The sequence below is a fragment of the Vibrio qinghaiensis genome, assembly GCF_002257545.1.
Classification (GTDB): Bacteria; Pseudomonadota; Gammaproteobacteria; order Enterobacterales; family Vibrionaceae; genus Vibrio; species Vibrio ordalii.
On sequence record NZ_CP022741.1, the window covers coordinates 860,620 to 882,227 of the forward strand.

Annotated in this window: 19 protein-coding genes; 7 read left to right on the top strand and 12 right to left on the bottom strand. The window is 42.5% G+C overall.

What is annotated here, in order from left to right; genetic code table 11:
• Nucleotides 1-42: 42 nt before the first annotated feature.
• On the top strand, nt 43-462 hold the full coding sequence (cueR, locus tag CCZ37_RS04130) for a Cu(I)-responsive transcriptional regulator (RefSeq protein WP_094499820.1): 420 nt from the start codon (nt 43-45) through the stop codon (nt 460-462).
• A 146-nt stretch (nt 463-608) separates the two neighbouring features.
• Here cueR and CCZ37_RS04135 read toward each other — a convergent pair whose 3' ends face one another.
• From CCZ37_RS04135 to CCZ37_RS04150, 4 genes are all read right to left on the bottom strand, one after another.
• Nucleotides 609-1,067, bottom strand: coding sequence for an NfeD family protein (locus CCZ37_RS04135; protein ID WP_094499821.1), 459 nt, complete (start codon nt 1,065-1,067; stop codon nt 609-611).
• Nucleotides 1,068-1,074: 7 nt separating this feature from the next.
• Entirely contained in the window at nt 1,075-1,998 is a 924-nt protein-coding gene (locus CCZ37_RS04140; RefSeq protein ID WP_010317377.1) for an SPFH domain-containing protein, read from the bottom strand.
• A gap of 307 nt (nt 1,999-2,305) precedes the next feature.
• A complete protein-coding gene (locus CCZ37_RS04145; protein WP_064624786.1) occupies nt 2,306-3,160 on the bottom strand; it encodes a thioredoxin family protein in 855 nt (284 codons plus the stop codon).
• A gap of 399 nt (nt 3,161-3,559) precedes the next feature.
• Entirely contained in the window at nt 3,560-4,474 is a 915-nt protein-coding gene (locus CCZ37_RS04150; RefSeq protein ID WP_094499822.1) for a TIGR01777 family oxidoreductase, read from the bottom strand.
• A 228-nt stretch (nt 4,475-4,702) separates the two neighbouring features.
• Between CCZ37_RS04150 and yfcE the strand changes: the two genes are divergently transcribed.
• Nucleotides 4,703-5,254 carry a phosphodiesterase gene (gene yfcE, locus CCZ37_RS04155; protein ID WP_010317384.1) on the top strand — a complete coding sequence of 184 codons (552 nt, stop codon included), beginning with the start codon at nt 4,703-4,705 and terminating at the stop codon, nt 5,252-5,254.
• 31 nt (nt 5,255-5,285) lie between these two features.
• Here the strand turns inward: yfcE and CCZ37_RS04160 are convergent, their stop codons facing one another.
• The 3 genes from CCZ37_RS04160 to CCZ37_RS04170 all read right to left on the bottom strand — a co-directional run bounded on the left by CCZ37_RS04160 (nt 5,286) and on the right by CCZ37_RS04170 (nt 7,045).
• Entirely contained in the window at nt 5,286-5,564 is a 279-nt protein-coding gene (locus tag CCZ37_RS04160) for an Rdx family protein (RefSeq protein WP_094499823.1), read from the bottom strand.
• Between the two features lie 82 nt (nt 5,565-5,646).
• Entirely contained in the window at nt 5,647-6,168 is a 522-nt protein-coding gene (locus CCZ37_RS04165; protein ID WP_094499824.1) for a regulatory protein ToxS, read from the bottom strand.
• 10 nt (nt 6,169-6,178) lie between these two features.
• Nucleotides 6,179-7,045, bottom strand: a complete 867-nt coding sequence (locus CCZ37_RS04170) for a winged helix-turn-helix domain-containing protein (protein ID WP_010317389.1) — start codon at nt 7,043-7,045, stop codon at nt 6,179-6,181.
• Nucleotides 7,046-7,302: 257 nt separating this feature from the next.
• Between CCZ37_RS04170 and htpG the strand changes: the two genes are divergently transcribed.
• The 3 genes from htpG to hemH all read left to right on the top strand — a co-directional run bounded on the left by htpG (nt 7,303) and on the right by hemH (nt 11,262).
• Nucleotides 7,303-9,210 (top strand): molecular chaperone HtpG, encoded by a 1,908-nt coding sequence (gene htpG / locus CCZ37_RS04175; RefSeq protein WP_010317391.1) that lies wholly within the window; start codon nt 7,303-7,305, stop codon nt 9,208-9,210.
• 318 nt (nt 9,211-9,528) lie between these two features.
• Complete coding sequence (gene adk, locus CCZ37_RS04180) at nt 9,529-10,173, top strand: adenylate kinase (RefSeq protein ID WP_010317393.1); 645 nt, start codon at nt 9,529-9,531, stop codon at nt 10,171-10,173.
• A gap of 120 nt (nt 10,174-10,293) precedes the next feature.
• Nucleotides 10,294-11,262: a ferrochelatase gene (gene hemH / locus CCZ37_RS04185; protein ID WP_010317395.1), complete on the top strand. Its 969-nt coding sequence runs from the start codon at nt 10,294-10,296 to the stop codon at nt 11,260-11,262.
• Nucleotides 11,263-11,357: 95 nt separating this feature from the next.
• Here hemH and CCZ37_RS04190 read toward each other — a convergent pair whose 3' ends face one another.
• Nucleotides 11,358-12,746 (bottom strand): peptide MFS transporter, encoded by a 1,389-nt coding sequence (locus tag CCZ37_RS04190; protein WP_094499825.1) that lies wholly within the window; start codon nt 12,744-12,746, stop codon nt 11,358-11,360.
• 307 nt (nt 12,747-13,053) lie between these two features.
• On the opposite strand from CCZ37_RS04190, the gene rfaH reads away from it, so the two are divergent.
• Nucleotides 13,054-13,554 carry a transcription/translation regulatory transformer protein RfaH gene (gene rfaH / locus CCZ37_RS04195; RefSeq protein WP_094499826.1) on the top strand — a complete coding sequence of 167 codons (501 nt, stop codon included), beginning with the start codon at nt 13,054-13,056 and terminating at the stop codon, nt 13,552-13,554.
• 81 nt (nt 13,555-13,635) lie between these two features.
• Here rfaH and asnB read toward each other — a convergent pair whose 3' ends face one another.
• The 4 genes from asnB to nagA form a co-directional block, all read right to left on the bottom strand.
• Nucleotides 13,636-15,300: an asparagine synthase B gene (gene asnB / locus CCZ37_RS04200; protein WP_010318486.1), complete on the bottom strand. Its 1,665-nt coding sequence runs from the start codon at nt 15,298-15,300 to the stop codon at nt 13,636-13,638.
• A gap of 272 nt (nt 15,301-15,572) precedes the next feature.
• Nucleotides 15,573-17,159, bottom strand: coding sequence for a cation:proton antiporter family protein (locus CCZ37_RS04205; RefSeq protein ID WP_010318485.1), 1,587 nt, complete (start codon nt 17,157-17,159; stop codon nt 15,573-15,575).
• A gap of 98 nt (nt 17,160-17,257) precedes the next feature.
• Nucleotides 17,258-18,472 (bottom strand): DNA-binding transcriptional regulator NagC, encoded by a 1,215-nt coding sequence (gene nagC, locus CCZ37_RS04210; RefSeq protein WP_010318484.1) that lies wholly within the window; start codon nt 18,470-18,472, stop codon nt 17,258-17,260.
• Nucleotides 18,473-18,474: 2 nt separating this feature from the next.
• Complete coding sequence (gene nagA, locus CCZ37_RS04215) at nt 18,475-19,611, bottom strand: N-acetylglucosamine-6-phosphate deacetylase (RefSeq protein ID WP_010318483.1); 1,137 nt, start codon at nt 19,609-19,611, stop codon at nt 18,475-18,477.
• Nucleotides 19,612-20,100: 489 nt separating this feature from the next.
• Here nagA and nagE point away from each other — a divergent pair, with 489 nt between their 5' ends.
• Complete coding sequence (nagE, locus tag CCZ37_RS04220; protein ID WP_010318482.1) at nt 20,101-21,588, top strand: N-acetylglucosamine-specific PTS transporter subunit IIBC; 1,488 nt, start codon at nt 20,101-20,103, stop codon at nt 21,586-21,588.
• Nucleotides 21,589-21,608 lie beyond the last annotated feature (20 nt).

Sequence of the window (21,608 nt, forward strand, 5' to 3'; positions counted from 1 at the left end):
AAAGGCATGGTTAAACCATGCCTTTTAAGTATTACACTTACTATGAATATTAGCCAAGTTTCTCAGTTAACAGCACTTACCGCTAAATCCATTCGTCTTTATGAAGAGAAGGGGCTGATATCGCCGCCCCTTCGTTCAGAGAATGGTTACCGTCATTATCAACAAGCGCATATTGATGATCTTTTACTTATTGCGCGATGCAAGCGCGTTGGTTTTAGTTTAGAGGAATGTAAATCCTTACTCGCTCTTGCCAACGATCCGTCCCGGACCAGTTTTGCAGTCAAAGAGAAAGCGCAAGAGAAGTTGAAACAAGTATCACAGAAGCTGGCAGAGCTTTCATTGATTAAGTTGCAACTAGAAGAGTGGATTACCGAATGTCCAGGCGACGGTGGTAGTGAATGCCCAATCATAGATAATTTGAAGGGGCAGTGTTGCCATAGCGACTTGAACAAGTCAGTGTGAAAATGAGCTCATTAGCTAATGAGCTGTGGAGGCACTCACTGCAATTTGGCTGCCTATAAGTGAAAAAGTGAAAAAGTGAAAAAACCAAAAGCAATGTATCACTTTTGGTTTTTATGTACTTTCTTACTGATGTTTACTCAATGAGGCTAGCTCTCTTTAGGCTCAACAATCAACACAATTCCTTCGACATTTACGACTTTAACCACAACATCGGCTTCTAGGTTTTGCTGGCATTTTGCTGTCCACGTCGTATCGCCGAGCTGTAATCGAAAAGTTGCCCCTTCTTGAACGCTCTCTTTAAGACGAGCTGTTTGTCCGATCAGCTGTTTCTGTTTCTGGTTCAGATCACGAGTCTCGTCACCATCATGGTCTGATTTAAATTGTTTACGCCACCATAACCAAGTCGTGACGAGTGATAAACTTGCAAAAGCCATCCACTGCAGTTGCCAACTGATGGGGAGCATCGCAAAGATAAGGCCAACGATGAGTGCGGAAATACCTAACCAAAGAAAATACCCAGCAGTTCCAAGCAGTTCCAATGCAACAAGCACTAAGCCTAATACGAGCCAGTGCCAATAATTCATTTGTTGTATTAGCTCTATCACGTTGGGCCTACTTATCTTGTGAGGATTTTAGGTTGAACATTTCAGCAATGCCAGCAACCGAACCCATCAACCCAGTAGCTTCTAATGGCAGCATAATGATTTTGCTGTTCTCTGCTTGACCAATGGCTTTAAGTGCTTCGGTATATCCTTGAGCGATAAAGTAGTTAACCGCTTGCATGTCGCCTTGCGCAATCGCATTTGAAACCATCTCTGTCGCTTTAGCTTCTGCTTCAGCAGCGCGTTCACGTGCTTCTGCTTGAAGAATTGCCGCCTGCTTTTCACCTTCAGCTTTAAGTATTTCAGACTGCTTTTGGCCTTCGGCGCGTAAAATTTGTGCTTGACGTACGCCTTCGGCTTCTAACACTTCAGCACGTTTATTTCTCTCCGCTTTCATTTGCGCATTCATCGCTGCGGTTAAATCCGCTGGTGGTTGCACATCTTTAATTTCGATACGAGTGACTTTTACACCCCAAGGGTTAGTCGCCTGATCGACTATCGATAACAATTTAGTGTTGATCATGTCACGCTGGCTGAGCATTTCATCCAGTTCCATCGAGCCCAGTACGGTACGCATATTGGTTAGAGTTAAGTTGCGAATGGCGTGTTGTAGTTCGCTAACTTCATAGGCGGCTTTTGCGGCATCAATCACTTGCACGAAGCAAACCGCGTCGATAACAACATTGGCGTTATCTTTGGATATCACTTCTTGTGCTGGGATATCAAGCACCTGTTCCATCATATTGATTTTTTGTCCGACGCGATCAATGAATGGAATAATGATATTTAAACCGGGGCGTAGGGTGTGTGTGTAACGTCCAAAACGCTCTACTGTCCAATTGCTCCCTTGTGAAACGGTTTTCACTGCAGAAAAGATAAATGAAATAACGACGAATACAAATACGCCAACGGCGACGAGTGAATCAATAGCCATAACGGTTCCTTTTAAGTATTAAATAATCCTAATGTTGATGTTCCTTTCTCTATTGAAACGGCCGCTGTGTTAGCTAAGTTCGTTCACCCCAATCATAGAGCTTATTGTGCTCATGGGGATGAACTCACTTGCCGACTGCCGGTATCTCCAAGTCATTTGGATATAGGAGCGATTCTCATCAACGTTTGAGCTTTGCTATTGATCATTCTCTATCAGTTATCGATATGGAACAAATGAAATAATGAGATTTGATACTGGTTTTTTAACAATCAAAGCAGAACGTTCCCACTTTAATTACTTGATATTATTAATATAATAGTGAATACAGCTTTCTGCGATAGAGATTTGCCACACTATTTCCTTGTCCAAGCGCACTTAATATGTCCATAAACACTTTTTTGAGCCCGCCATCGAGGCAATTGAGGTCGCTTTGTAAAAATGACCATAACAGCTCGAGAGCTTCTTCATTACGGTTAACTTGATGATATTGAAGCGCTAACTCACTTGCTATGTGAGCGTTGTTTGGCTCAGCGGAAAAAATCTCTTCTAATGCTTGAATCTCTGGGCTGTCAGCGGCTTGCTTGTGCAGCTCCAATTTGGCGATTAAGCCTTTATAGTAACCATCTTGATACTCTAGTGGGATGCGTTCCAGTTCTGTTTCTGCCGCTTCATACTGCTGAGTTTCCAGAAACACATCAGCGAGGGCCAGTTTGACCTCTGCTTTTGCTTTCATATCGTCAGGTAGACTTAGTAGCAAAGGTAGTGCTTGCGAATGTTGTGTTTGCTCTATCAGTGTTAAGGCTTGCTGTAGCGCAATTTCATCGTGGCTTGGCAAATGTTTTCTTAACATTGCATTCACCGTTTCTATGGTCTGAGCACCTGCTAAACCGTCGACCGCTTGACCATTAATAAATAGAGCGATTGTTGGCAGGGTTTGAACACCAAATTGCGCTGCCACTTGCTGTTCTTGCTGGCAGTTGAGAAGAGCCAATGTGAATGCGCCACTGTGCTGTTGCGCTACGCTTTGTAATTCAGGAATGAGTTGTACGCTCTCTTGATTCATGGGGGCCCAAAAATAAAAGAGAATAGGAGCCTCAACTGAGCGTTCGAACACCTCTCGAAAGTTGTGCTGATTGACCTCAACGATGTAAGGTGATTGCATGATATTTTCCTTGCGATAATCAAGTTTATAGTCTTAGAAATAGGGGTAAAAATTGGAATATCAAGGGCAAATGAAAAACGCTACCGTTAAAGTAGCGTTTTTTATCTCTCAAAGAGAGGGCAAGCAAAGGTGTTTATAATATTAAGAATAGTGTCAGCGCAACACCGACACTGAGCCAATTTAATTGGTGTAATGTCATATTCGTCGTACCACATGTAACGCTTGATGTTGGATTAACTGGGATACCCAGAGTTGTATAATGTCACATGAATGTTACGAATTAATGACAATCAGGTTGGTTGCGCTGCTTTGTACAGCCATTGGTCTAGCTATCGATAGGTATCACTTTTGTCATTATCGTATACCTTGCTATTCACAAAAAATATAGGCCAGTTTTGGTTAAGCACGATGTTGTAATATATTTTTCAACGCAGGTTCTAGGTGTGAAAACTGGAAGTGAAATCCTAGCTCGGTTAGCTTTTTAGGTTTTGCTCTAATACTGTCAAACAGTAAAACAGCCGCTTCACCCATTGCAAGGTTTAGAACCCATTTGGGAGTGAATAGTATGTGTGGCCGACGTAATGTTTTCGCCAATAGCTGGCTAAAATGCTTATTAGGTACGGGATGTGGAGCACAGAGGTTAAAAGCACCTTGCGCATGCGGCGTGTCTAATAAATAGGCTATCGCACGTGCCATATCTAATAAGTGGATCCATGGCATATACTGTTCACCCTTACCAAGAGGGCCGCCCAAGCCTAAACGGTAAGGTGGCAGCATTTTCTTTAAAGCACCACCATCGCTAGCGAGCACGATCCCGGTACGCAATAGACACACCCGAGTTTTTTCTGATTGCGCTTGGAGTGCGATGCGCTCCCATTTTTCGCAAACTTGATGAGGAAAACTTTGTTGGTGCACATGTAGTGTTTCATCAAACGGATGAGACTGCTGGTCACCATAATAGCCGACGGCCGAGCCACTGATGAAAACGGAGGGTGGTTCAGTACTGGCATGGATGAGTTCAACTAACCGCTCTGTTATTTCCCATCGGCTAGCACAAATGGTCGCTTTTTGCTGTTTGCTCCAGCGTTTGTCGGCGATCGGTTCTCCTGCAAGATTGATAATGGCGTCAAATTGATTCGCGTCTTTTAAACTCGCTAGGGAAGTCAGGTAGGTGATACTACCTTTGTCTACATGGGCGAGCTGCTGCTTAGCTCGCTCTATATCGCGTGTGAGGAGGTAGATATTGTGCGTGAAAATCTGTTTCATCAGCTCTTTACCGATAAAGCCAGTCCCTCCCGTTAATAGTATTTTCATGTTTCTACCTCATTGGTTTGTGCGATATCACCTAAATGGTGGTGATGAGAACGATAGCCATCTTAGTTAAGTGACGATGCTTGTTTGTCATCTAATCTAATATAGGAAACTTATTCAGCATACGTGAATTGTTCGTGGTGATAAATGACAATGTTTATCCATAACTAAAGATGACGAAGTGTGCTGAAATTCGTACAATCTGTAGTTCCAAAATACGGAGATAAAAGTATGAAGTTGTTTTTTGCTTCGGATTTACACGGTTCACTGCCTGCTACTGAAAAAGTACTCAGTCTATTTGAACAGTCAGGTGCAGACACTTTAGTACTGCTAGGAGACCTTTTAAATCATGGTCCGCGTAATCCTATACCTGATGGGTATAATCCGACCGCAGTTGCGGAGTGCTTGAATCGATGGGCGCCCCATATTGTGGCGGTCAGAGGTAATTGTGATAGCGAAGTGGACCAAATGCTGCTCGACTTTCCGATGATGATGGATTTTTGTTGGGTAGTTTTGGAGTCAGGAACTCGCTTTTTCTTAACGCATGGACATCAATATAATGCTCAAAATAGGCCACCATTAAAAAAAGGTGATGTATTGATCCATGGCCACTCGCACATCCCCATGGCGCAAAGTCAAGATGATGTCATTATTGTCAACCCAGGGTCCGCGACCTTTCCACGCAATGAATTTCCCCCAAGCTACGCGATTTATACGGATGGATTATTTCAAGTTATGGGGCTAGGGGGGCAACGACTGGCGCAATATCGTTTAATCGTTTAGCGACTAGTTCTTAAACCCGTCGCTATCCTATTTACCTGTTGTCTGAATGACCCAGATCTCGCTCTGGGTCAATGATATCTCTGACTCGTTGCTTAATAACCTTTGCTTCAGGGAAACCACCCTCATGTTTACGTTCCCAAATCCGTTGTCCATTGCACATGATTTCAAATCGTCCTCCCGTATCAGGGTAGAGACGCACAGATTCAATTTCTTCACTAAAAGTATGCAGTAACTCTTGGCTTAGCCAAGTGGCCCGAAGCATCCAATTACACTGGCGGCAATAGTAGATCTCAATATTGGCTTTTTCCATGATATCCCTTTTAGGCTGAAATAGATCAATGCACAGTAAAGGACCTTGTAGCCCTTTATTTGACGTCGTTGATGAGTGATATTTAATTGATAAATAGCACGGTTGAGCCATGACTCAAGCTCGTGAGCAATAATGTTTTTTCATTGACGACATCAATACGTCGGTTTTGTTGAGCATCCATTTTAAAAAACTGAGTGATAAGATCCAGTTGCTCAGGAGTAAAGTCTTTACTTTGACTCGAGCTGATGTCTTTAAACTCGGTAGGTGATATCAATAAATAACTATCACTGATATCCCAGGTACCTTTTTCTGAGATATTAATGAAGCTTTCACCTTCACCGCCGACAGAAAATAACTTCACATTTGACATTCGGATATAAGTGCCATTGGGTAAATATTTTACATTTGAAGTGACATCAACACGACGGATTGGCCCAACAGAATCATTCTGTTGACTGCGTTTTACTACAGTGACCATTTTTGATTGCCACTCTTGCGCCGCTAGGATCTGCTCGATTTTTAAATCGCTGCCCCAGTATAACCAACTACTGAATAGTGCCGAGACGACTAAGATAACAGCTGCTATTTTTTGATTAATCTGCATACTGAAGCCCCTATTTACACACGTTGGTTAAGTCATCTTGATTGGCTAAAATTCGCAAAGTGACATTTTCACCTGAGAATTCAGAGCTATGGATGTAATTTAGTACGAGCTGATTATTTTGCCCACCAGTAGCAATGACCTGCTTAGGAGCAAGCTCTCCAGTATGTGATTCATTGTATTTTTTAACGCATTTTTCAATCGAAGGTAGCCAGTTGGTAAGGTCTGGATGATTGAGCGGTGTATTCACCGCAATGTTATTATAGACAGCAATCTGCTTAAATTTAGATTGTGCTGGGCTTGTCAATAATAGTGACAAAATAGGTAAAAAAAGCGCTAAGACCAACATTATCTTACCTTGTAGCGTTAATTTTTCGCCCTCAATTTTTATTTTAGCTAGTGGAGCTGTTGCGGCTGTTTGAGCCATCGCTTCATCGGATAGTGAATTAGGCTCTGGTTGAATTTCTTTAATTGACTCACTTGCACTGGACAATCCCTCTTCAACATCGATAGTTGTATTTTTTTGTGAGTAAGGGGTTGCTCGAGTTACAGAGGCAATCATCTGATAACCTCGTTTCGGCACTGTTTTGACAAATTCTGGTGATTTAGTCTGATCTTTCAACATCTTTCTAAGTGTTGAGATCGCTTGAGTTAGGCTTGAATCATCGACTTCAAAACCTTGCTCACGCCAAACAAATTCATGCAATTCATGACGTGTAATCACCTCATTTGGACGTTCACATAGCAGAAGTAGAATTCTGCTTTCATTACTACCAAGGCGAACAATGTCCTGTTCATTTTCTAGATCAAGCAAAGAGTTACTATTGGGATCAAACGTGAATCGGTTAGCAAGGATAAATTTTGTGCCTATGTTACTCATGATAATCTTCTTATTGTTGGCATGTTTAACCGTCCATCAACCTAGCCTGCTTGGGTAAGCAATTGATGAAACATTATGCTGGTTTTTATTTTTTTTGATAAAAATTATGGCAAGCATAATCAAAATAAATAAAAAAACAGTGTTTTTATGATTATTGACCTTGAATTTACAATTGCCAGCCTCATCTTACTAGCAAATCATCCTTGGTTGCACACTCAGTGTGTGAATGAAAATAACTCAGATGTTATGGAGCTAGTATGAGCGAAACGGCTACTACCAATAAAGAAACTCGTGGTTTTCAATCTGAAGTCAAACAGTTACTTCATCTTATGATTCACTCTCTTTATTCCAATAAAGAGATCTTCCTTCGCGAATTAATTTCAAATGCCTCTGATGCTGCGGATAAACTTCGTTTTCAAGCGTTGTCTAATGCCGATTTATATCAAGGTGATGCCAACTTAGGCGTTAAATTATCGTTTGATACCCAAGCGAATACGCTGACCATTTCAGATAACGGTATTGGTATGAGCCGCGAAGATGTCATTGAACATCTAGGTACGATTGCAAAATCCGGCACAGCGGAGTTTTTCTCTAAACTATCCCAAGATCAATCTAAAGACTCTCAGCTTATCGGTCAGTTTGGGGTGGGTTTTTACTCGGCCTTCATCGTCGCTGATGCGGTCACTGTAAGAACTCGCGCTGCGGGTTTACCCGCTAACGAAGCGGTTCAATGGTATTCACAAGGTGAAGGTGAATATACAGTAGAAAGCATTAATAAAGAGTCTCGTGGAACCGATATCATTTTGCACATGCGAGAGGAAGGCAAAGAGTTCCTTTCTGAATGGCGTCTGCGTGATGTGATTTCTAAATATTCAGACCACATTGGAATTCCAGTTTCTATCCAAACCAAGGTTCGTGATGACGAAGGTAATGAGACTGAAGAGATCCAATGGGAACAAATCAATAAAGCACAGGCGTTGTGGACGCGTTCTAAGTCAGAAATCAGTGATGAAGAGTATCAAGAGTTCTATAAACACGTTTCCCATGATTATGCTGACCCACTGGTGTGGAGCCATAACCGTGTAGAAGGTAAAAACGATTATACCAGCTTACTTTATATTCCAGCGAAAGCACCTTGGGATATGATGAATCGTGATCATAAATCAGGCTTGAAACTTTATGTTCAGCGTGTATTTATCATGGATGATGCTGCGCAATTTATGCCGTCCTACTTGCGCTTTGTACGTGGTTTAATCGACTCAAACGATTTACCGCTTAATGTTTCACGTGAGATTTTACAAGATAACAAGGTGACTCAATCATTGCGTAATGCTTGTACCAAGCGTGTATTGACCATGCTTGAACGCATGGCGAGCAATGATGCTGATAAATATCAAACCTTCTGGAAAGAGTTTGGTTTGGTACTCAAAGAGGGGCCTGCAGAAGATTTTGCTAATAAAGAGAAGATCGCTAGCCTATTGCGCTTCGCCTCGACCGATGTTGACTCAGCAGAGCAAACGGTTAGTTTAGCGGCTTATGTTGAACGGATGAAAGAGGGGCAGGATAAAATCTACTACCTCACCGCCGATAGCTATGCAGCGGCCAAAAATAGCCCGCACCTAGAGCAGTTTAAAGCCAAAGGTATCGAAGTTATTTTAATGTTTGATCGCATTGATGAGTGGTTGATGAACTACCTCACTGAGTTTGATGGAAAAATGTTCCAATCCATCACCAAAGCAGGGCTAGATCTGAGCCAGTTCGAAGATGAAGCAGAAAAAGAGAAGCATAAAGAGACTGAAGAAGAGTTTAAATCGGTGGTTGAACGTACTCAGCAGTACCTTGGCGATCGTGTCAAAGAGGTCCGAACGACCTTTAAACTGGCAAGTACTCCAGCGGTTGTGGTGACCGACGATTATGAGATGGGTACGCAGATGGCAAAATTGCTTGCTGCGGCTGGTCAAGCGGTACCAGAGGTGAAGTATATTTTGGAACTTAACCCTGAACACGCGTTAGTGAAACGTATGGCTGATGAAGCGGATGAGCAAGCATTTGGGCGCTGGGTTGAAGTTTTACTAGGTCAAGCGACACTTGCTGAGCGTGGTTCGATGGAAGATCCGTCACAATTCCTGACCGCAATTAATCAGCTTTTGACTAAGGTTGAATAGCTAACTGGCTGACAAAAAGCTCGCAACTGCGAGCTTTTTGCTTTGAGTTGTGGCTATCTTCTGAGAACAAGCGGTATTTTAGGTAAACTTACAGCAAAGTGCTGGGTCAGATTACATTCTTTCGTCTTAATCTGGTTAGCGGCTTGAATTTGTATGTTAGAATGCACTGTTTGAATACGATTGGTAAGCTGCGTATGTCGCTCGCCGAATGATTATTCACTCGTTTCATTACCGTTATACCGAAACTTACCGTTGGTTTTAAGTCTCATCTGGCAGTGAGCTTCGGTATAAATCATAATTTTCTAAAGAGGATTAAACATGCGCATCATTCTTCTAGGTGCTCCAGGTGCAGGTAAAGGCACTCAGGCTCAATTCATCATGGAGAAATACGGTATTCCACAAATCTCTACTGGTGATATGCTACGTGCTGCGATTAAAGCCGGCACTGAGCTTGGTAAACAAGCGAAGTCAGTCATCGATGCAGGTCAACTCGTTTCTGATGAAATCATCCTAGGTTTAATTAAAGAGCGCATTGCTCAAGCTGATTGTGAAAAAGGCTTTTTACTTGATGGTTTCCCTCGCACGATTCCCCAAGCTGACGGTTTAAAAGCAATGGGGATCAATATCGATTATGTGATTGAATTTGATGTCGCTGATGACGTGATTGTTGAGCGTATGGCTGGACGTCGAGCTCACTTGGCTTCTGGTCGTACCTACCACGCCATTTACAACCCGCCCAAAGTGGAAGGTAAAGATGACGTGACTGGTGAAGATCTCGTCGTTCGTGATGACGATAAAGAAGAGACCGTTCGTGCTCGTTTAGGTGTTTACCACGAGCAAACAGCGCCACTGATCACTTACTACGGTAAAGAAGCACAAATGGGTAATACGAAATACCTAAAATTTGATGGCACTAAGCCAGTTGCTCAAGTTAGCGCTGATATTGAGAAAGCATTAGCATAATTGGCTCAGTATAGGCTTGTTAACTTTGTTATAGTGAAAGCGACCTAAACTAAAGGTCGCTTTTTTTATGAACTTTCCTACCGCAAATTCGTACTCAATAATTAACAATGAAATGGATGAATGGAAGTAATGCAAAATAATCAAAAACAGGGTGTGCTATTGGTTAACTTGGGAACGCCGAGTGAACCGACGGCATCGGCAGTAAAACGATTTTTAAGCCAATTCTTACATGACCAGCGTGTGGTTGATATGAGTCGTTGGATCTGGTGTCCATTATTACATGGTGTGATTCTTCCGCTGCGAGCCCCCAAGGTTGCTAAGTTATATCAATCTGTCTGGATGGAAGAAGGTTCCCCTTTGATGGTGTACTCTAAACGCCAAGTGCAAGCGTTAGAACAGTATCTCGGTACACCAGTGGAACTTGGTATGACCTATGGCTCACCAAGCCTTTTAGAGGGTATCAACGCATTATTAGATCGTGGCGTTGAAGAGATTGTGGTGCTGCCTCTGTACCCACAATATTCTGGTACTACTACGGCTGCCGTATTTGATGGCCTTGCCAAAGCGATGAAACGTATCCCTGTGACGCCCAATTTACGTTTTATTCGTGATTATCATAATCACCCTGCTTATATACGATCTTTGGCGAGTAAAGTCCGTGACTCTTGGCAACGTAATGGGCAGGGGGAGTATCTACTTTGTTCTTACCATGGTATCCCTAAGCGTTATGCAGATAATGGTGATATCTACCCACAGCACTGCCAAAAAACCACAGAACTTTTGGCGCAAGAACTTGGTTTGAATTCTGATCAAATAGGTATGACCTATCAGTCTATTTTCGGACGTGAGGAGTGGTTACAGCCTTACACGGATAAAACATTAGAAGCTTTGCCAAGCCGTGGTATTAAGAAATTAGATATTATTACTCCGGCCTTCTCGGTAGATTGTTTAGAAACTCTAGAAGAGATAGCTGAGCAAGGTAAAGAAACCTTTATGCATGCTGGTGGTGAGGCGTTTACTTACATTGAATGCCTAAATGATTCGGCAATACATATAGAAATGATGGCTTCACTGATAAAGCGATGCTGAGTTGAATTTGTTTCAAGTGCAAAAACGGTCACTATATGTGACCGTTTCTTATCATTATTCCCGAACTCACCCAAAAGCGCGGGATAGATTTGATACTAGACTAACTGAGTTTGTTGCTCTTCAACTTCTTCAGCGTAGCTTGTGGTTCTTTCTGCACCGTGCATCCAACGAACGAGTGTGTTAGAGCACAACAGTAAAATGACGCCGCCAATGGTTGCTGTTACTGCAATACCACTGAAGATAGCCATCGCACCAAGCTCTCCCACATGAGAACCTACATGGCCTGCTACATAATTCGCGATTGCGTTACAACCGAACCATGCTCCCATCATTAATGAAGCAAGACGTAGTGGAGCTAGTTTAGTGACAAGCGATAGACCGATTGGCGATAGGCACAGTTCACCCAAGGTATGAAAGAAGAAAGCACCAACAAGCCATAGCATTGACGTTTTTACGGTAGTGTCACCACCTTGCTCCATAACCGCACCAACCATACATAGGAAGCCTAGGGCTAAGAAGAACATCGCTAATGCAAACTTTATTGGCGAGTTTGGTTCACGCTTACCTAATTTTACCCATAATACGGCTAATACAGGGGCAAGAGTAATAATGAAAAATGGATTTAACGATTGGAACCAAGCCGCAGGTACCTCAAAACCACCGATCATACGATCAGTGTATTGCTGCGTATAAATGTTCATTAAACCACCCGCTTGTTCGAAACCCGCCCAGAAAACGATGGTAAATAAACTCATCACAAGGATAACTTTGATACGATCTACTTCTGCTTTTGTTAGTGGTTCTTTATTTGCTGATTTTTTCAGCTTTAGATCACGCTTCGCTGCTGGTTCACGGCCAATATCACCAAGCCATGATTGAGCCATTGCCATTTGCATCACAAGGCTGATCAGCATACCAATACCAGCCGCCACAAAACCTGCTTTCCAACCAAATGAGTTAGTAACAGAACCAGAGATCACACCAGCAAGTAGCGCACCTAAATTGATCCCCATGTAGAAGATGGTGAATGCGCCATCACGACGGTTATCACCTTCATTATATAGGTCACCAACCATTGTTGAGATATTGGGCTTAAATAGACCGTTACCGCAGATAAGCAATGCAAGGCCTAAATAGAAAGTGTGTAGGGAACCGATCCCCAATGCATCAGCAGGTAGTGCAAGAGTAAATTGGCCAATAGCCATTAACGCACCACCAATCAGAATTGAACGACGTTGCCCAAGATAGTTGTCGGCAAGATAGCCGCCAATAAGAGGTGTTATATAGACTAGCCCAGTATAAGTACCGTAAAGATCGAGAGCATCTTTGGTTGACCAACCTAGCCCCCCATTTATAGTCGCGTCTGTTATGTAAAGTACCAAAATGGCGCGCATCGCATAATACGAAAAACGTTCCCATAGCTCTGTGCCAAAAAGTAAAAATAGGCCCCTTGGGTGCCCAAAGTATTGATGTTGGTTTGTCATAAGAATTATTAGTATTTGAGATGAGAAAAATTGTGCTTTAGATATACATTGGCTTTTAGCGTATCGCAATGAGTAAAATCAGTGTTTCATTCTGGTGGTGTTGATTAACTTATTGTTTTTTAATAGTGGTTTTGTCTATCAGTAAAGTTTTGTTGCCTCATGAAAACTTATCTTTCATTACTGATTTGTTGAATTTTCCTTACTCGGACATAAAGTGTTTATTGTTGTGTTTGGTTTATTAGCCGTTTATTGAGAAGATGGATGATGTTAGGATTCAAGAAAAAGAAAAGCAGTAGCTAGGAATAAAATGAAACGTTGGTATTTGTTGTATTGTAAACGTGGCGATCAGAGGCGTGCTAAAGCACACCTTGAAAATCAAGGTGTCGAATGTTTCTACCCAGAAATTGAGTTAGAGAGAATTCTTCGGGGTAAGCGGCAAGTTGTTACAGAACCTCTTTTTCCTTCTTACATGTTCATTCACTTTGATTTTGAAATTGGGCCAACTTTTACTAGTGTTCGCTCTACTCGTGGTGTAGTCGATTTCATTCGATTTGGTCCGCATCCTAAGGAGTTAGACGGTGATTTGATCGGCGAGTTAAAGTCACTTGACCAAATCAAAAAACCGATGACATCGCTCAATATTCCTGAAAAAGGACAGGTGGTTAGGCTTAAAAGTGGGCAATTTTCAGGAATTGATGCCATTTATCAAGAACCCGATGGCGAGATGCGTTCGATTATGTTGGTTAAAATGATCAGCCAAGTGATACCGATGAGCATTGATAATAAGCATTTAGAATTGGATTCGTGATTGGCTCTCTACAGTAAGCTATTTAGACACATAAAAGGCGCATTCAGCGCCTTTTATGTTATGTATCACTCAAGGATTGGATCAGTACGCTTCATTGTGTACCGCTTTGACAGCTCGGCCTGATGGGTCAATACAATTTTTAAAGGATTCATCCCACTCAATTGCTTTGGCGGAAGAACAAGCCACAGAAGGACCTCCAGGAACGCATTGCGCAGCCGACTCTAACGGGAACAGCTCTTCAAAGATCTCGCGGTAAACATACCCTTCTTTTGTCGCTGGAGTATTATATGGGAAGCGGTATTTTGCTGTTTCCATCTGCTGATCGGTAATTTTTTCTTCAGCAACACTCTTTAGGGTGTCAATCCAGCTATAGCCCACACCATCGGAAAATTGCTCTTTTTGACGCCAAGCAATCGAGGCTGGCAGATAATCTTCAAAGCACTCACGTAGAATGTGTTTTTCCATTTTTCCATTACCACACATTTTGTCAGCAGGGTTAAGCCTCATCGCCACATCAATAAACTCCTTGTCTAGGAAAGGAACGCGTCCTTCCACTCCCCAAGCTGCTAAAGACTTATTAGCGCGAGCGCAGTCAAACAAGTTCAACGCCAGCAGTTTACGCACAGTTTCTTCGTGGAATTCTTGCGCGTTTGGTGCTTTGTGGAAGTATAAGTAACCACCGAAGATCTCATCCGCTCCTTCGCCAGAAAGGACCATTTTGATACCCATTGCTTTGATTTTTCGCCCCATCAAATACATAGGAGTAGAGGCTCGAATCGTCGTCACGTCATACGTTTCAATGTGGTAAATAACATCACGAATAGCATCTAAACCCTCTTGGATGGTATAAGTCATTTCGTGATGTACAGTGCCAATTTTTTCAGCCACTTCGCGGGCGGCTTTAAGGTCTGGAGCACCGTCTAAACCCACCGCAAAAGAGTGAAGCTGTGGCCACCACGCTTCTGATTGTTCATCATCTTCAATTCGCATGGCAGCGTAACGTTTCGCAATGGCTGACGTAATTGAAGAGTCCAATCCTCCAGAAAGCAAAACACCATAAGGTACGTCTGTCATCAGTTGGCGCTTAACGGCCGCTTCTAATGCTTGTTTTAGATCTTCTTTACTACTGCTATTGCCTTGGACTGCCGCGTATTCATTCCAATCTCGAATATAGTAGCGCTGCGGACCAGCCTCTTTCGAGCTGTAGTAACTACCAGGAGGAAATTCACTGATGGTTTTACAAACGCTCACCAACGCTTTCATTTCGGAGGCGATATAGTAGTTACCGTGTTCGTCATGGCCTTGATACAGAGGGATGATACCAATGTGATCACGCCCGATAAGGTACTCATCTTTTTCTTCATCATAGAGCACAAAGGCAAAGATACCGTTGAGTTCTTCAAGCAGCGCGGCACCCATGTCTGCATAAAGCGCTAATATCACTTCGCAGTCAGAGTCGGTTTGAAAATCGTATTTGCCTTGGTAACGAGCACGAATTTCTTTGTGGTTATAAATCTCACCATTGACCGCTAATATGTGCTTTTTATTTGGGCTATAAAGGGGTTGTGCGCCGCTGTTTAAACCGACAATAGAAAGGCGCTCATGAGCCAAGATTGCTTTTTCTGAAGCATAGATGCCAGACCAGTCAGGGCCGCGGTGACGCATTTTTTTAGACATCTCTAGCGCTATTGGGCGTAACGCTGTTGCATCACTTTTAATATCAAGAATGCCAAATATAGAACACATACAACTTCCTTTTGATGATTTTTAATCTGTTGGGCCTAATTTGCCATTTTGGTTAAAAAAAGCAACCATATGGTGTTGTTAATATCATATAAGACGCATGCTGGTGGATTTAATTTAAATAAAATGCATTTTATGTGAATTTTTTCTATTTGTTTTCTGTTTTTGAGCGCTGATGGGTAAATTATGCCCAACTAAGCTCTGGGGCCGTATTGAGTTGGGCATAGAAATGACAATGTTTTATCTAAAAATTGCTATGGCTTACCTAGACATTATTACGGTTTAGTAAAATTAGGTTGGAGCTGTTTACATACATGGCGGGCAAAACCGCTACCCGCTTCGTTATAGATGTTGAATGCCGCATCAACACCACTTTCCAATAGCGATTCCAATTGGTCTGGGTATTCGGCGATGGCTGCGATTTGTCCTTTAAAATTACGGTGTTGTAATTGAGACAGCGCGATTTGGTTACCTTGATGATGCGGCATAGCAAGCAGTACGAGTTTTACATTACCAGTGTCTAGAATGCGCTCCCAGAAATCAGGGTCGGTTGCATCACCAGCAATAACATTGCGTCCTTGTGAACGATGATCATGAGCAACCTCTTCCCGGACTTCTATGCCTAAACTTATTTTGCCATAACGAGAGTGCAATTCATCATATGCACCTGTACCAATTCGGCCCATCCCTAATATAAGTACCTGAGCGTGACCCGGGTTAATTAATTGATCTTTGGTGTTGAGTTTTTCTGCGGCATGTTCTTTCAACCATTGCCGTGAATGTTGGTAGAGTTCATGGCCTTTACGGCTTATTGGTGCTGCGATCACAAATGAAATGGATACCGCAATGGCTAACGCAACTAATATGTCACCCGACATCCACCCCATTTTAAAAGCAAGACCACCCACAATTAGCCCAAATTCACTGAAATTGAATAAAGACAAGGTGGCCAACAGTGAAGTCCTCACTCGGAATTTAAAGCGGTTGAGTACCCAGAAATAGAGAATTGCTTTGATTGGAAGCAGCAGTAAGATCAACAATGCGAGCGCAAACCCAGTCATTGTGGGTTGTTCTGATAGTCCAATGTTGAGGAAAAAGCAGACGAGAAACAGCTCTTTTAGATTAAAGAGTGATTTTGACAACTCAGATGCTTTGCGATGGCCTGCTAGCAGCATGCCTAAAATCAGAGCACCAAGATCGGGTTTCATCCCAACCAATTCAAATGATCCTGCTCCGACCACTAACGCAAAAAATATACCAAATAGAACAAGCATTTCACCGTGACCAACCCAGTCGAGCAGTTTGTAAAATAGTGGCCGCATAAAGGGCAGGATCAATAAAGTGGCAGCGTACCAATGAGGAAGTTTTCCAGTCGAGACAGTTAAAAATATGACAGCAAAGATATCTTGCATTACAAGAATACCGATGGTGATAGTAGCGTATGTCGCGTTCATTTCTCCTTTCTCTTGCAGTGATTTAACCGCAAAAACAGTACTGGAGAATGACAAAGCAAAACCAAGCAGAACTAATTGTTCAATTGACATAGAGGCTAGACTACTAACGCCTAAGTATTTGAATATCAATAAAGCAATGCTGAAAATCCCTGTAGAAAGGAGGTTATGAACTGTGGCGCCAGCCCAAATCTCTCTAGCCAGTAAGGTTTTAATCTCCAGCTTAAGTCCAATTGTGAACAGCAATAAGGTCACCCCTAAATCAGCTAGGAGTAAAATGGTGTCGCTGCTGTGGTAGCCGGCAGCATTAAGGCCAAACCCAGCAACTAAAAATCCAACCAATGGGGGTAAGTTGCACTTCAAGGCAATAAATCCTGCGAAAAAAGCTGCTGAAATTAGGATAAGTTCCATAGATTCCTTTGTAGTGCTTTGGTTTAAAAAGAATGCTTGAGTTGTAAAAAAAGCCGTATCACGACGACACAGCTTCCAATTGTGATTCGTTCGGTAGTTTATTCGCCAAGCAATTTTTGGAGTAAGACGCCATTTAACATTGCTCGTTTAATCATAGCAAATGCGCCGATAGTTGGTTGTTTATCAATTTGCGACGCGACTATAGGTAAATTGGAATGGAAAGTTTTGAGGGATTGATTCTCAACATTCCGCTGAATTGCTGGGAATATGATTTCTTGGGCTGATGTAATTTGCCCTGCAATCACTACTTTTTGTGGATTGAATAAGTTGATTGTCATTGCAATGGCTTTACCTAGTTGGTTACCCACTCGAATTAAGCTCTGTTTTGCGAGCTCATCACCGAGATTGGCGTGCTCACACACATCATTGATGGTAATGCTCTCGATATTCGAGAGGCTAGATTCATAGCCTTGAGCAATCAGTTTTTTAACGCGAGATATAATGGCCGGGTTTGCGGCTACCGTTTCCAGACAGCCGAAGTTTCCACATTGACACTGTTCGCCGAGTGGATCGATTTGGATATGACCTATTTCACCCACGTTACGGTTATAGCCTAGGAATACTTGACCATTGACGATAATGCCAGCTCCAGTTCCTCTGTGTACGCTGACCAGAATAGAGTCTTGGCAATCTTTGCTGGCACCGAAATAGTGTTCGGCAAGCGCCATACCGCGCACGTCATTGCCGACAAAACATTCAACATGAAAATTATCACGAATGATGTCACCTAAAGCGAGTGCATCAATAGCAATGTTGGGCATGTATTCTACGACACCCGTTTCTGGGTTGACTAAGCCGGGTAGGGCAATACCAATGGCAATGAATTGTTCGATTCGCTCTTGCTGTTGTTTGATAAAAGTATTGAGGTAAAAAAGGAGTCCCTCAATTAATTGTGTTTGGTGAGAATAGTGAAACTCGTGATAGTCAGACGCGAGTTCTTTGCCACCTAAATTATATAAACTGAGCTGGATGTAATCTCGACCTAAACGTACGGCAACAGAGTGAAAAGGGGCGACTTCGGTTGTTAATGAGATAGCCCTGCGTCCGCCAGTAGAGGCTTGTTGTGCGACCTCTTTAATGAGGCCGCGTTCTAGAAGTTGGCGGGTTATTTTTGTAACACTTGCTGGAGCAAGTTGGCTCACATCGGCAACTTGAATTCGAGATATCGGACCTTGTAGGTCGATCAATCGATACACTGCTGCGCTGTTGAGTTGTTTGACTAAATCTACGTTACCTATTTGTCCGCCATTCATTATCAATTGTGCTCGTATTGTCCGTTAACAACCGTCGCCTGAACATTGAAGTCTCTATCAAATGCAGTGAGGTTCGCCACCATGCCTTTTTTAACTCGACCTAGTTTGTGATCCACACCAATTGCTTTTGCCGGATATAGAGTCGCCATCCGTAGAGCTTCGTCCAATGCGATACCAACGTGCTCAACAGTGTTTTGCACTGCCTCAATCATAGTGAGTGCTGAGCCGCCTAGTGTGCCATTTTCATCAACACACTTGCCATCACGGTAATATACTTTCTTACCAACAAAAATAAAGTAATCCATGTTAGCACCTGCAGGAGCTGTGGCATCGGTCACTAATACAAGCTTTTCACCTTTGATTTTGTGAGCAATTCTGATGTTAGCATAATCAACATGGAAGCCGTCGGCAATAACGCCAGCATAAACCTCTGGGGTGTCATAAATTGCACCGACTACACCGGGTTCACGTCCAACCATCGGCGTCATGGCATTAAATAAGTGCGTGGCAAAGGTGATGCCTGATTCAAAGCTTTTACGTGCTTCAGTATAAGTTGCGTTAGTGTGACCAATCGATACCACAATGCCAGCTTTCACCAAACGTTCAATGTGTTCTGGATTGTTGTGCTCTGGCGCCAATGTCACTTTAGCAATCACATCGCTATTTTCACACATAGTGGTGATCATGTTGTCATCTGAAGGGCGGATGAAATCGACACTGTGAATGCCCTTTTTCATCACATTAAGATATGGTCCTTCAAGGTGTAAACCCAGTGATTGGTTTTTATATTGAGAGTGATATTCACGTGCGGCAGAAATCGCTTTGCGCATGTCTTCGTCTGAAGAGGTGATTAACGTTGGCAAAAAGCTTGTGCATCCTGATTTTAGGTTGGCTTTATGCATGATCTGCATCGTAGTCGCCGTTACTTCATCATTTAGCATCACACCGCCACAACCATTCAATTGCAGGTCGATAAAGCCTGGGCTTAGGTTTGCACCATTTAAATCTTGTGTCGCTATACCTTGTGGTAAATCCGCAATAGGACAGACCGCTTCAATCAACTCGTTGTTGATAATCACAGCATAGTCAACTAGCACATCACTGCCAGTGTAGATTTTACAGTTAGTTAGTGCGTACATAATTATAGAATCCTTATCTATCAATATCTTATGAATTTAGCTAGGCGACGAAATAAAAGGTGGAATGAGTCAGTCAAGTGCTTTCTTTTCTTACTTCAATTAGGTCGCGAATTATCTTGTTAGCAAACAGCGAATGCTGGATGACATTAAAATTAAGTGCTCGTTTTAACTGGGTTATTTGATGGTTATAGTTTGCATTTTATACGAAAAAAGCCAGTCGGGGTTGTTTAGCTTACATGCTATTCGGCTATGAAACAGGCAAATATTATCGCCTAACTTCCATTTTTTTTAATTGTAAAATAAGTTTTATGATCTCGCTAGCAAAAACCTTGGTATTTGGCAGATTGTGGTGATTATGATCACAAATGATAAGGTTTTAATTTGCGGAGCAAAATTAATATCATAAACTGAGTTTGACTAAATTGAGCGACTAAAATAAGTGGCTCAACCAAATACAAAAAATCCTAAATCCTATAGGGGGAACTTAAGGTGAATATTCTTGGATACTTTCAAAAAGTAGGCAAGGCGTTGATGGTACCAGTTGCCACATTGCCAGCTGCCGCAATACTAATGGGTATTGGTTATTGGATCGACCCAAATGGGTGGGGTTCAAACAGTGCCTTAGCTGCATTCCTGATTAAAGCTGGTGCTGCAATCATTGATAACATGTCTGTGCTATTTGCTGTTGGTGTGGCTTACGGGATGTCTAAAGATAAAGACGGTGCTGCTGCGTTGTCGGGTTTTGTTGGTTTCTTAGTCGTGACGACTTTGCTTTCTCCAGGAGCCGTTGCGCAGATCCAAGGTATTGATCCAAGCGTAGTTCCTGCTGCTTTTGGTAAAATCAACAACCAGTTTGTTGGTATTTTAGTGGGTATTGTTTCTGCTGAAATCTACAATCGCTTCTCTACTGTAGAACTGCATAAAGCATTAGCCTTCTTCTCTGGTAAACGTTTAGTCCCTATTTTGACTTCATTTGCCGGTATTTTTATTGCCTTCGTTCTGATGTATGTATGGCCACATGTTTATGGCGGTCTAGTATCGTTTGGTGAATCGATTCAAGGTCTAGGTTCTGCGGGTGCCGGTATCTATGCGTTCTTTAACCGCTTGCTAATCCCTGTTGGTCTTCATCACGCACTGAACTCAGTATTCTGGTTTGACGTTGCGGGTATTAACGATATTCCTAACTTCTTAGGTGGTGCGAAATCTATTGCAGAAGGTACAGGCATCCCAGGCGTAACGGGTATGTACCAAGCAGGCTTCTTCCCTATTATGATGTTCGGCCTACCTGGTGCGGCATTGGCTATTTACCACACATCGACAGCGAAAAATAAAGAGAAAGTTGCTTCTATCATGATTGCCGCTGGTTTTGCTTCATTCTTTACCGGTGTAACTGAACCTCTAGAATTCTCGTTCATGTTCCTTGCTCCTGCGCTATATGTGTTGCATGCGGCATTGACTGGCCTATCAGTATTTATTGCTGCTTCAATGCAATGGATTGCGGGTTTCGGTTTCTCTGCAGGCCTTGTGGATATGGTATTGTCATCACGTAACCCACTGGCGGTTAATTGGTACATGCTGGTGGTTCAAGGCATTGTGTTCTTTGCTCTGTACTATGTGATTTTCCGTACGGTCATTTTGAAATTTGGCCTTAAAACACCTGGCCGCGAAGATGATGATAGCGATAACCAAGTGTCAGGTGCGAAAGAGTCTTCTGAGCTTGCTAAACAGTACCTTAAAGCCTTAGGCGGCCATAGCAACCTATCTAACATCGATGCTTGTATCACTCGCTTACGCTTATCTGTTAATGACATGAGTGTTATCGATGAGAAAACATTAAAAGCATTGGGTGCAATGGGTGTGGTGAAACTAGGCACTAACAACCTGCAAGTTATTCTAGGTCCCCTAGCTGAAATCGTTGCAGGTGAGATGAAGTCTATCAACGTGAATGAAGATCTTTCTAGCGTAAAGCTTCCTTAATCACAATTGGTTATTAGGTC

Bases quoted from the DNA above. Each gene is read 5' to 3' on its own strand.
- cueR (WP_094499820.1), top strand. From the start codon at position 43: ATGAATATTAGCCAAGTTTCTCAGTTAACAGCACTTACCGCTAAATCC.
- nagA (WP_010318483.1), bottom strand. From the start codon at position 19,611: ATGTACGCACTAACTAACTGTAAAATCTACACTGGCAGTGATGTGCTA.
- CCZ37_RS04190 (WP_094499825.1), bottom strand. From the start codon at position 12,746: ATGACAAACCAACATCAATACTTTGGGCACCCAAGGGGCCTATTTTTA.
- htpG (WP_010317391.1), top strand. From the start codon at position 7,303: ATGAGCGAAACGGCTACTACCAATAAAGAAACTCGTGGTTTTCAATCT.
- asnB (WP_010318486.1), bottom strand. From the start codon at position 15,300: ATGTGTTCTATATTTGGCATTCTTGATATTAAAAGTGATGCAACAGCG.
- CCZ37_RS04170 (WP_010317389.1), bottom strand. From the start codon at position 7,045: ATGAGTAACATAGGCACAAAATTTATCCTTGCTAACCGATTCACGTTT.
- rfaH (WP_094499826.1), top strand. From the start codon at position 13,054: ATGAAACGTTGGTATTTGTTGTATTGTAAACGTGGCGATCAGAGGCGT.
- nagC (WP_010318484.1), bottom strand. From the start codon at position 18,472: ATGAATGGCGGACAAATAGGTAACGTAGATTTAGTCAAACAACTCAAC.
- CCZ37_RS04140 (WP_010317377.1), bottom strand. From the start codon at position 1,998: ATGGCTATTGATTCACTCGTCGCCGTTGGCGTATTTGTATTCGTCGTT.
- adk (WP_010317393.1), top strand. From the start codon at position 9,529: ATGCGCATCATTCTTCTAGGTGCTCCAGGTGCAGGTAAAGGCACTCAG.
- yfcE (WP_010317384.1), top strand. From the start codon at position 4,703: ATGAAGTTGTTTTTTGCTTCGGATTTACACGGTTCACTGCCTGCTACT.
- CCZ37_RS04150 (WP_094499822.1), bottom strand. From the start codon at position 4,474: ATGAAAATACTATTAACGGGAGGGACTGGCTTTATCGGTAAAGAGCTG.
- CCZ37_RS04205 (WP_010318485.1), bottom strand. From the start codon at position 17,159: ATGGAACTTATCCTAATTTCAGCAGCTTTTTTCGCAGGATTTATTGCC.
- CCZ37_RS04145 (WP_064624786.1), bottom strand. From the start codon at position 3,160: ATGCAATCACCTTACATCGTTGAGGTCAATCAGCACAACTTTCGAGAG.
- CCZ37_RS04165 (WP_094499824.1), bottom strand. From the start codon at position 6,168: ATGCAGATTAATCAAAAAATAGCAGCTGTTATCTTAGTCGTCTCGGCA.
- hemH (WP_010317395.1), top strand. From the start codon at position 10,294: ATGGAAGTAATGCAAAATAATCAAAAACAGGGTGTGCTATTGGTTAAC.
- CCZ37_RS04160 (WP_094499823.1), bottom strand. From the start codon at position 5,564: ATGGAAAAAGCCAATATTGAGATCTACTATTGCCGCCAGTGTAATTGG.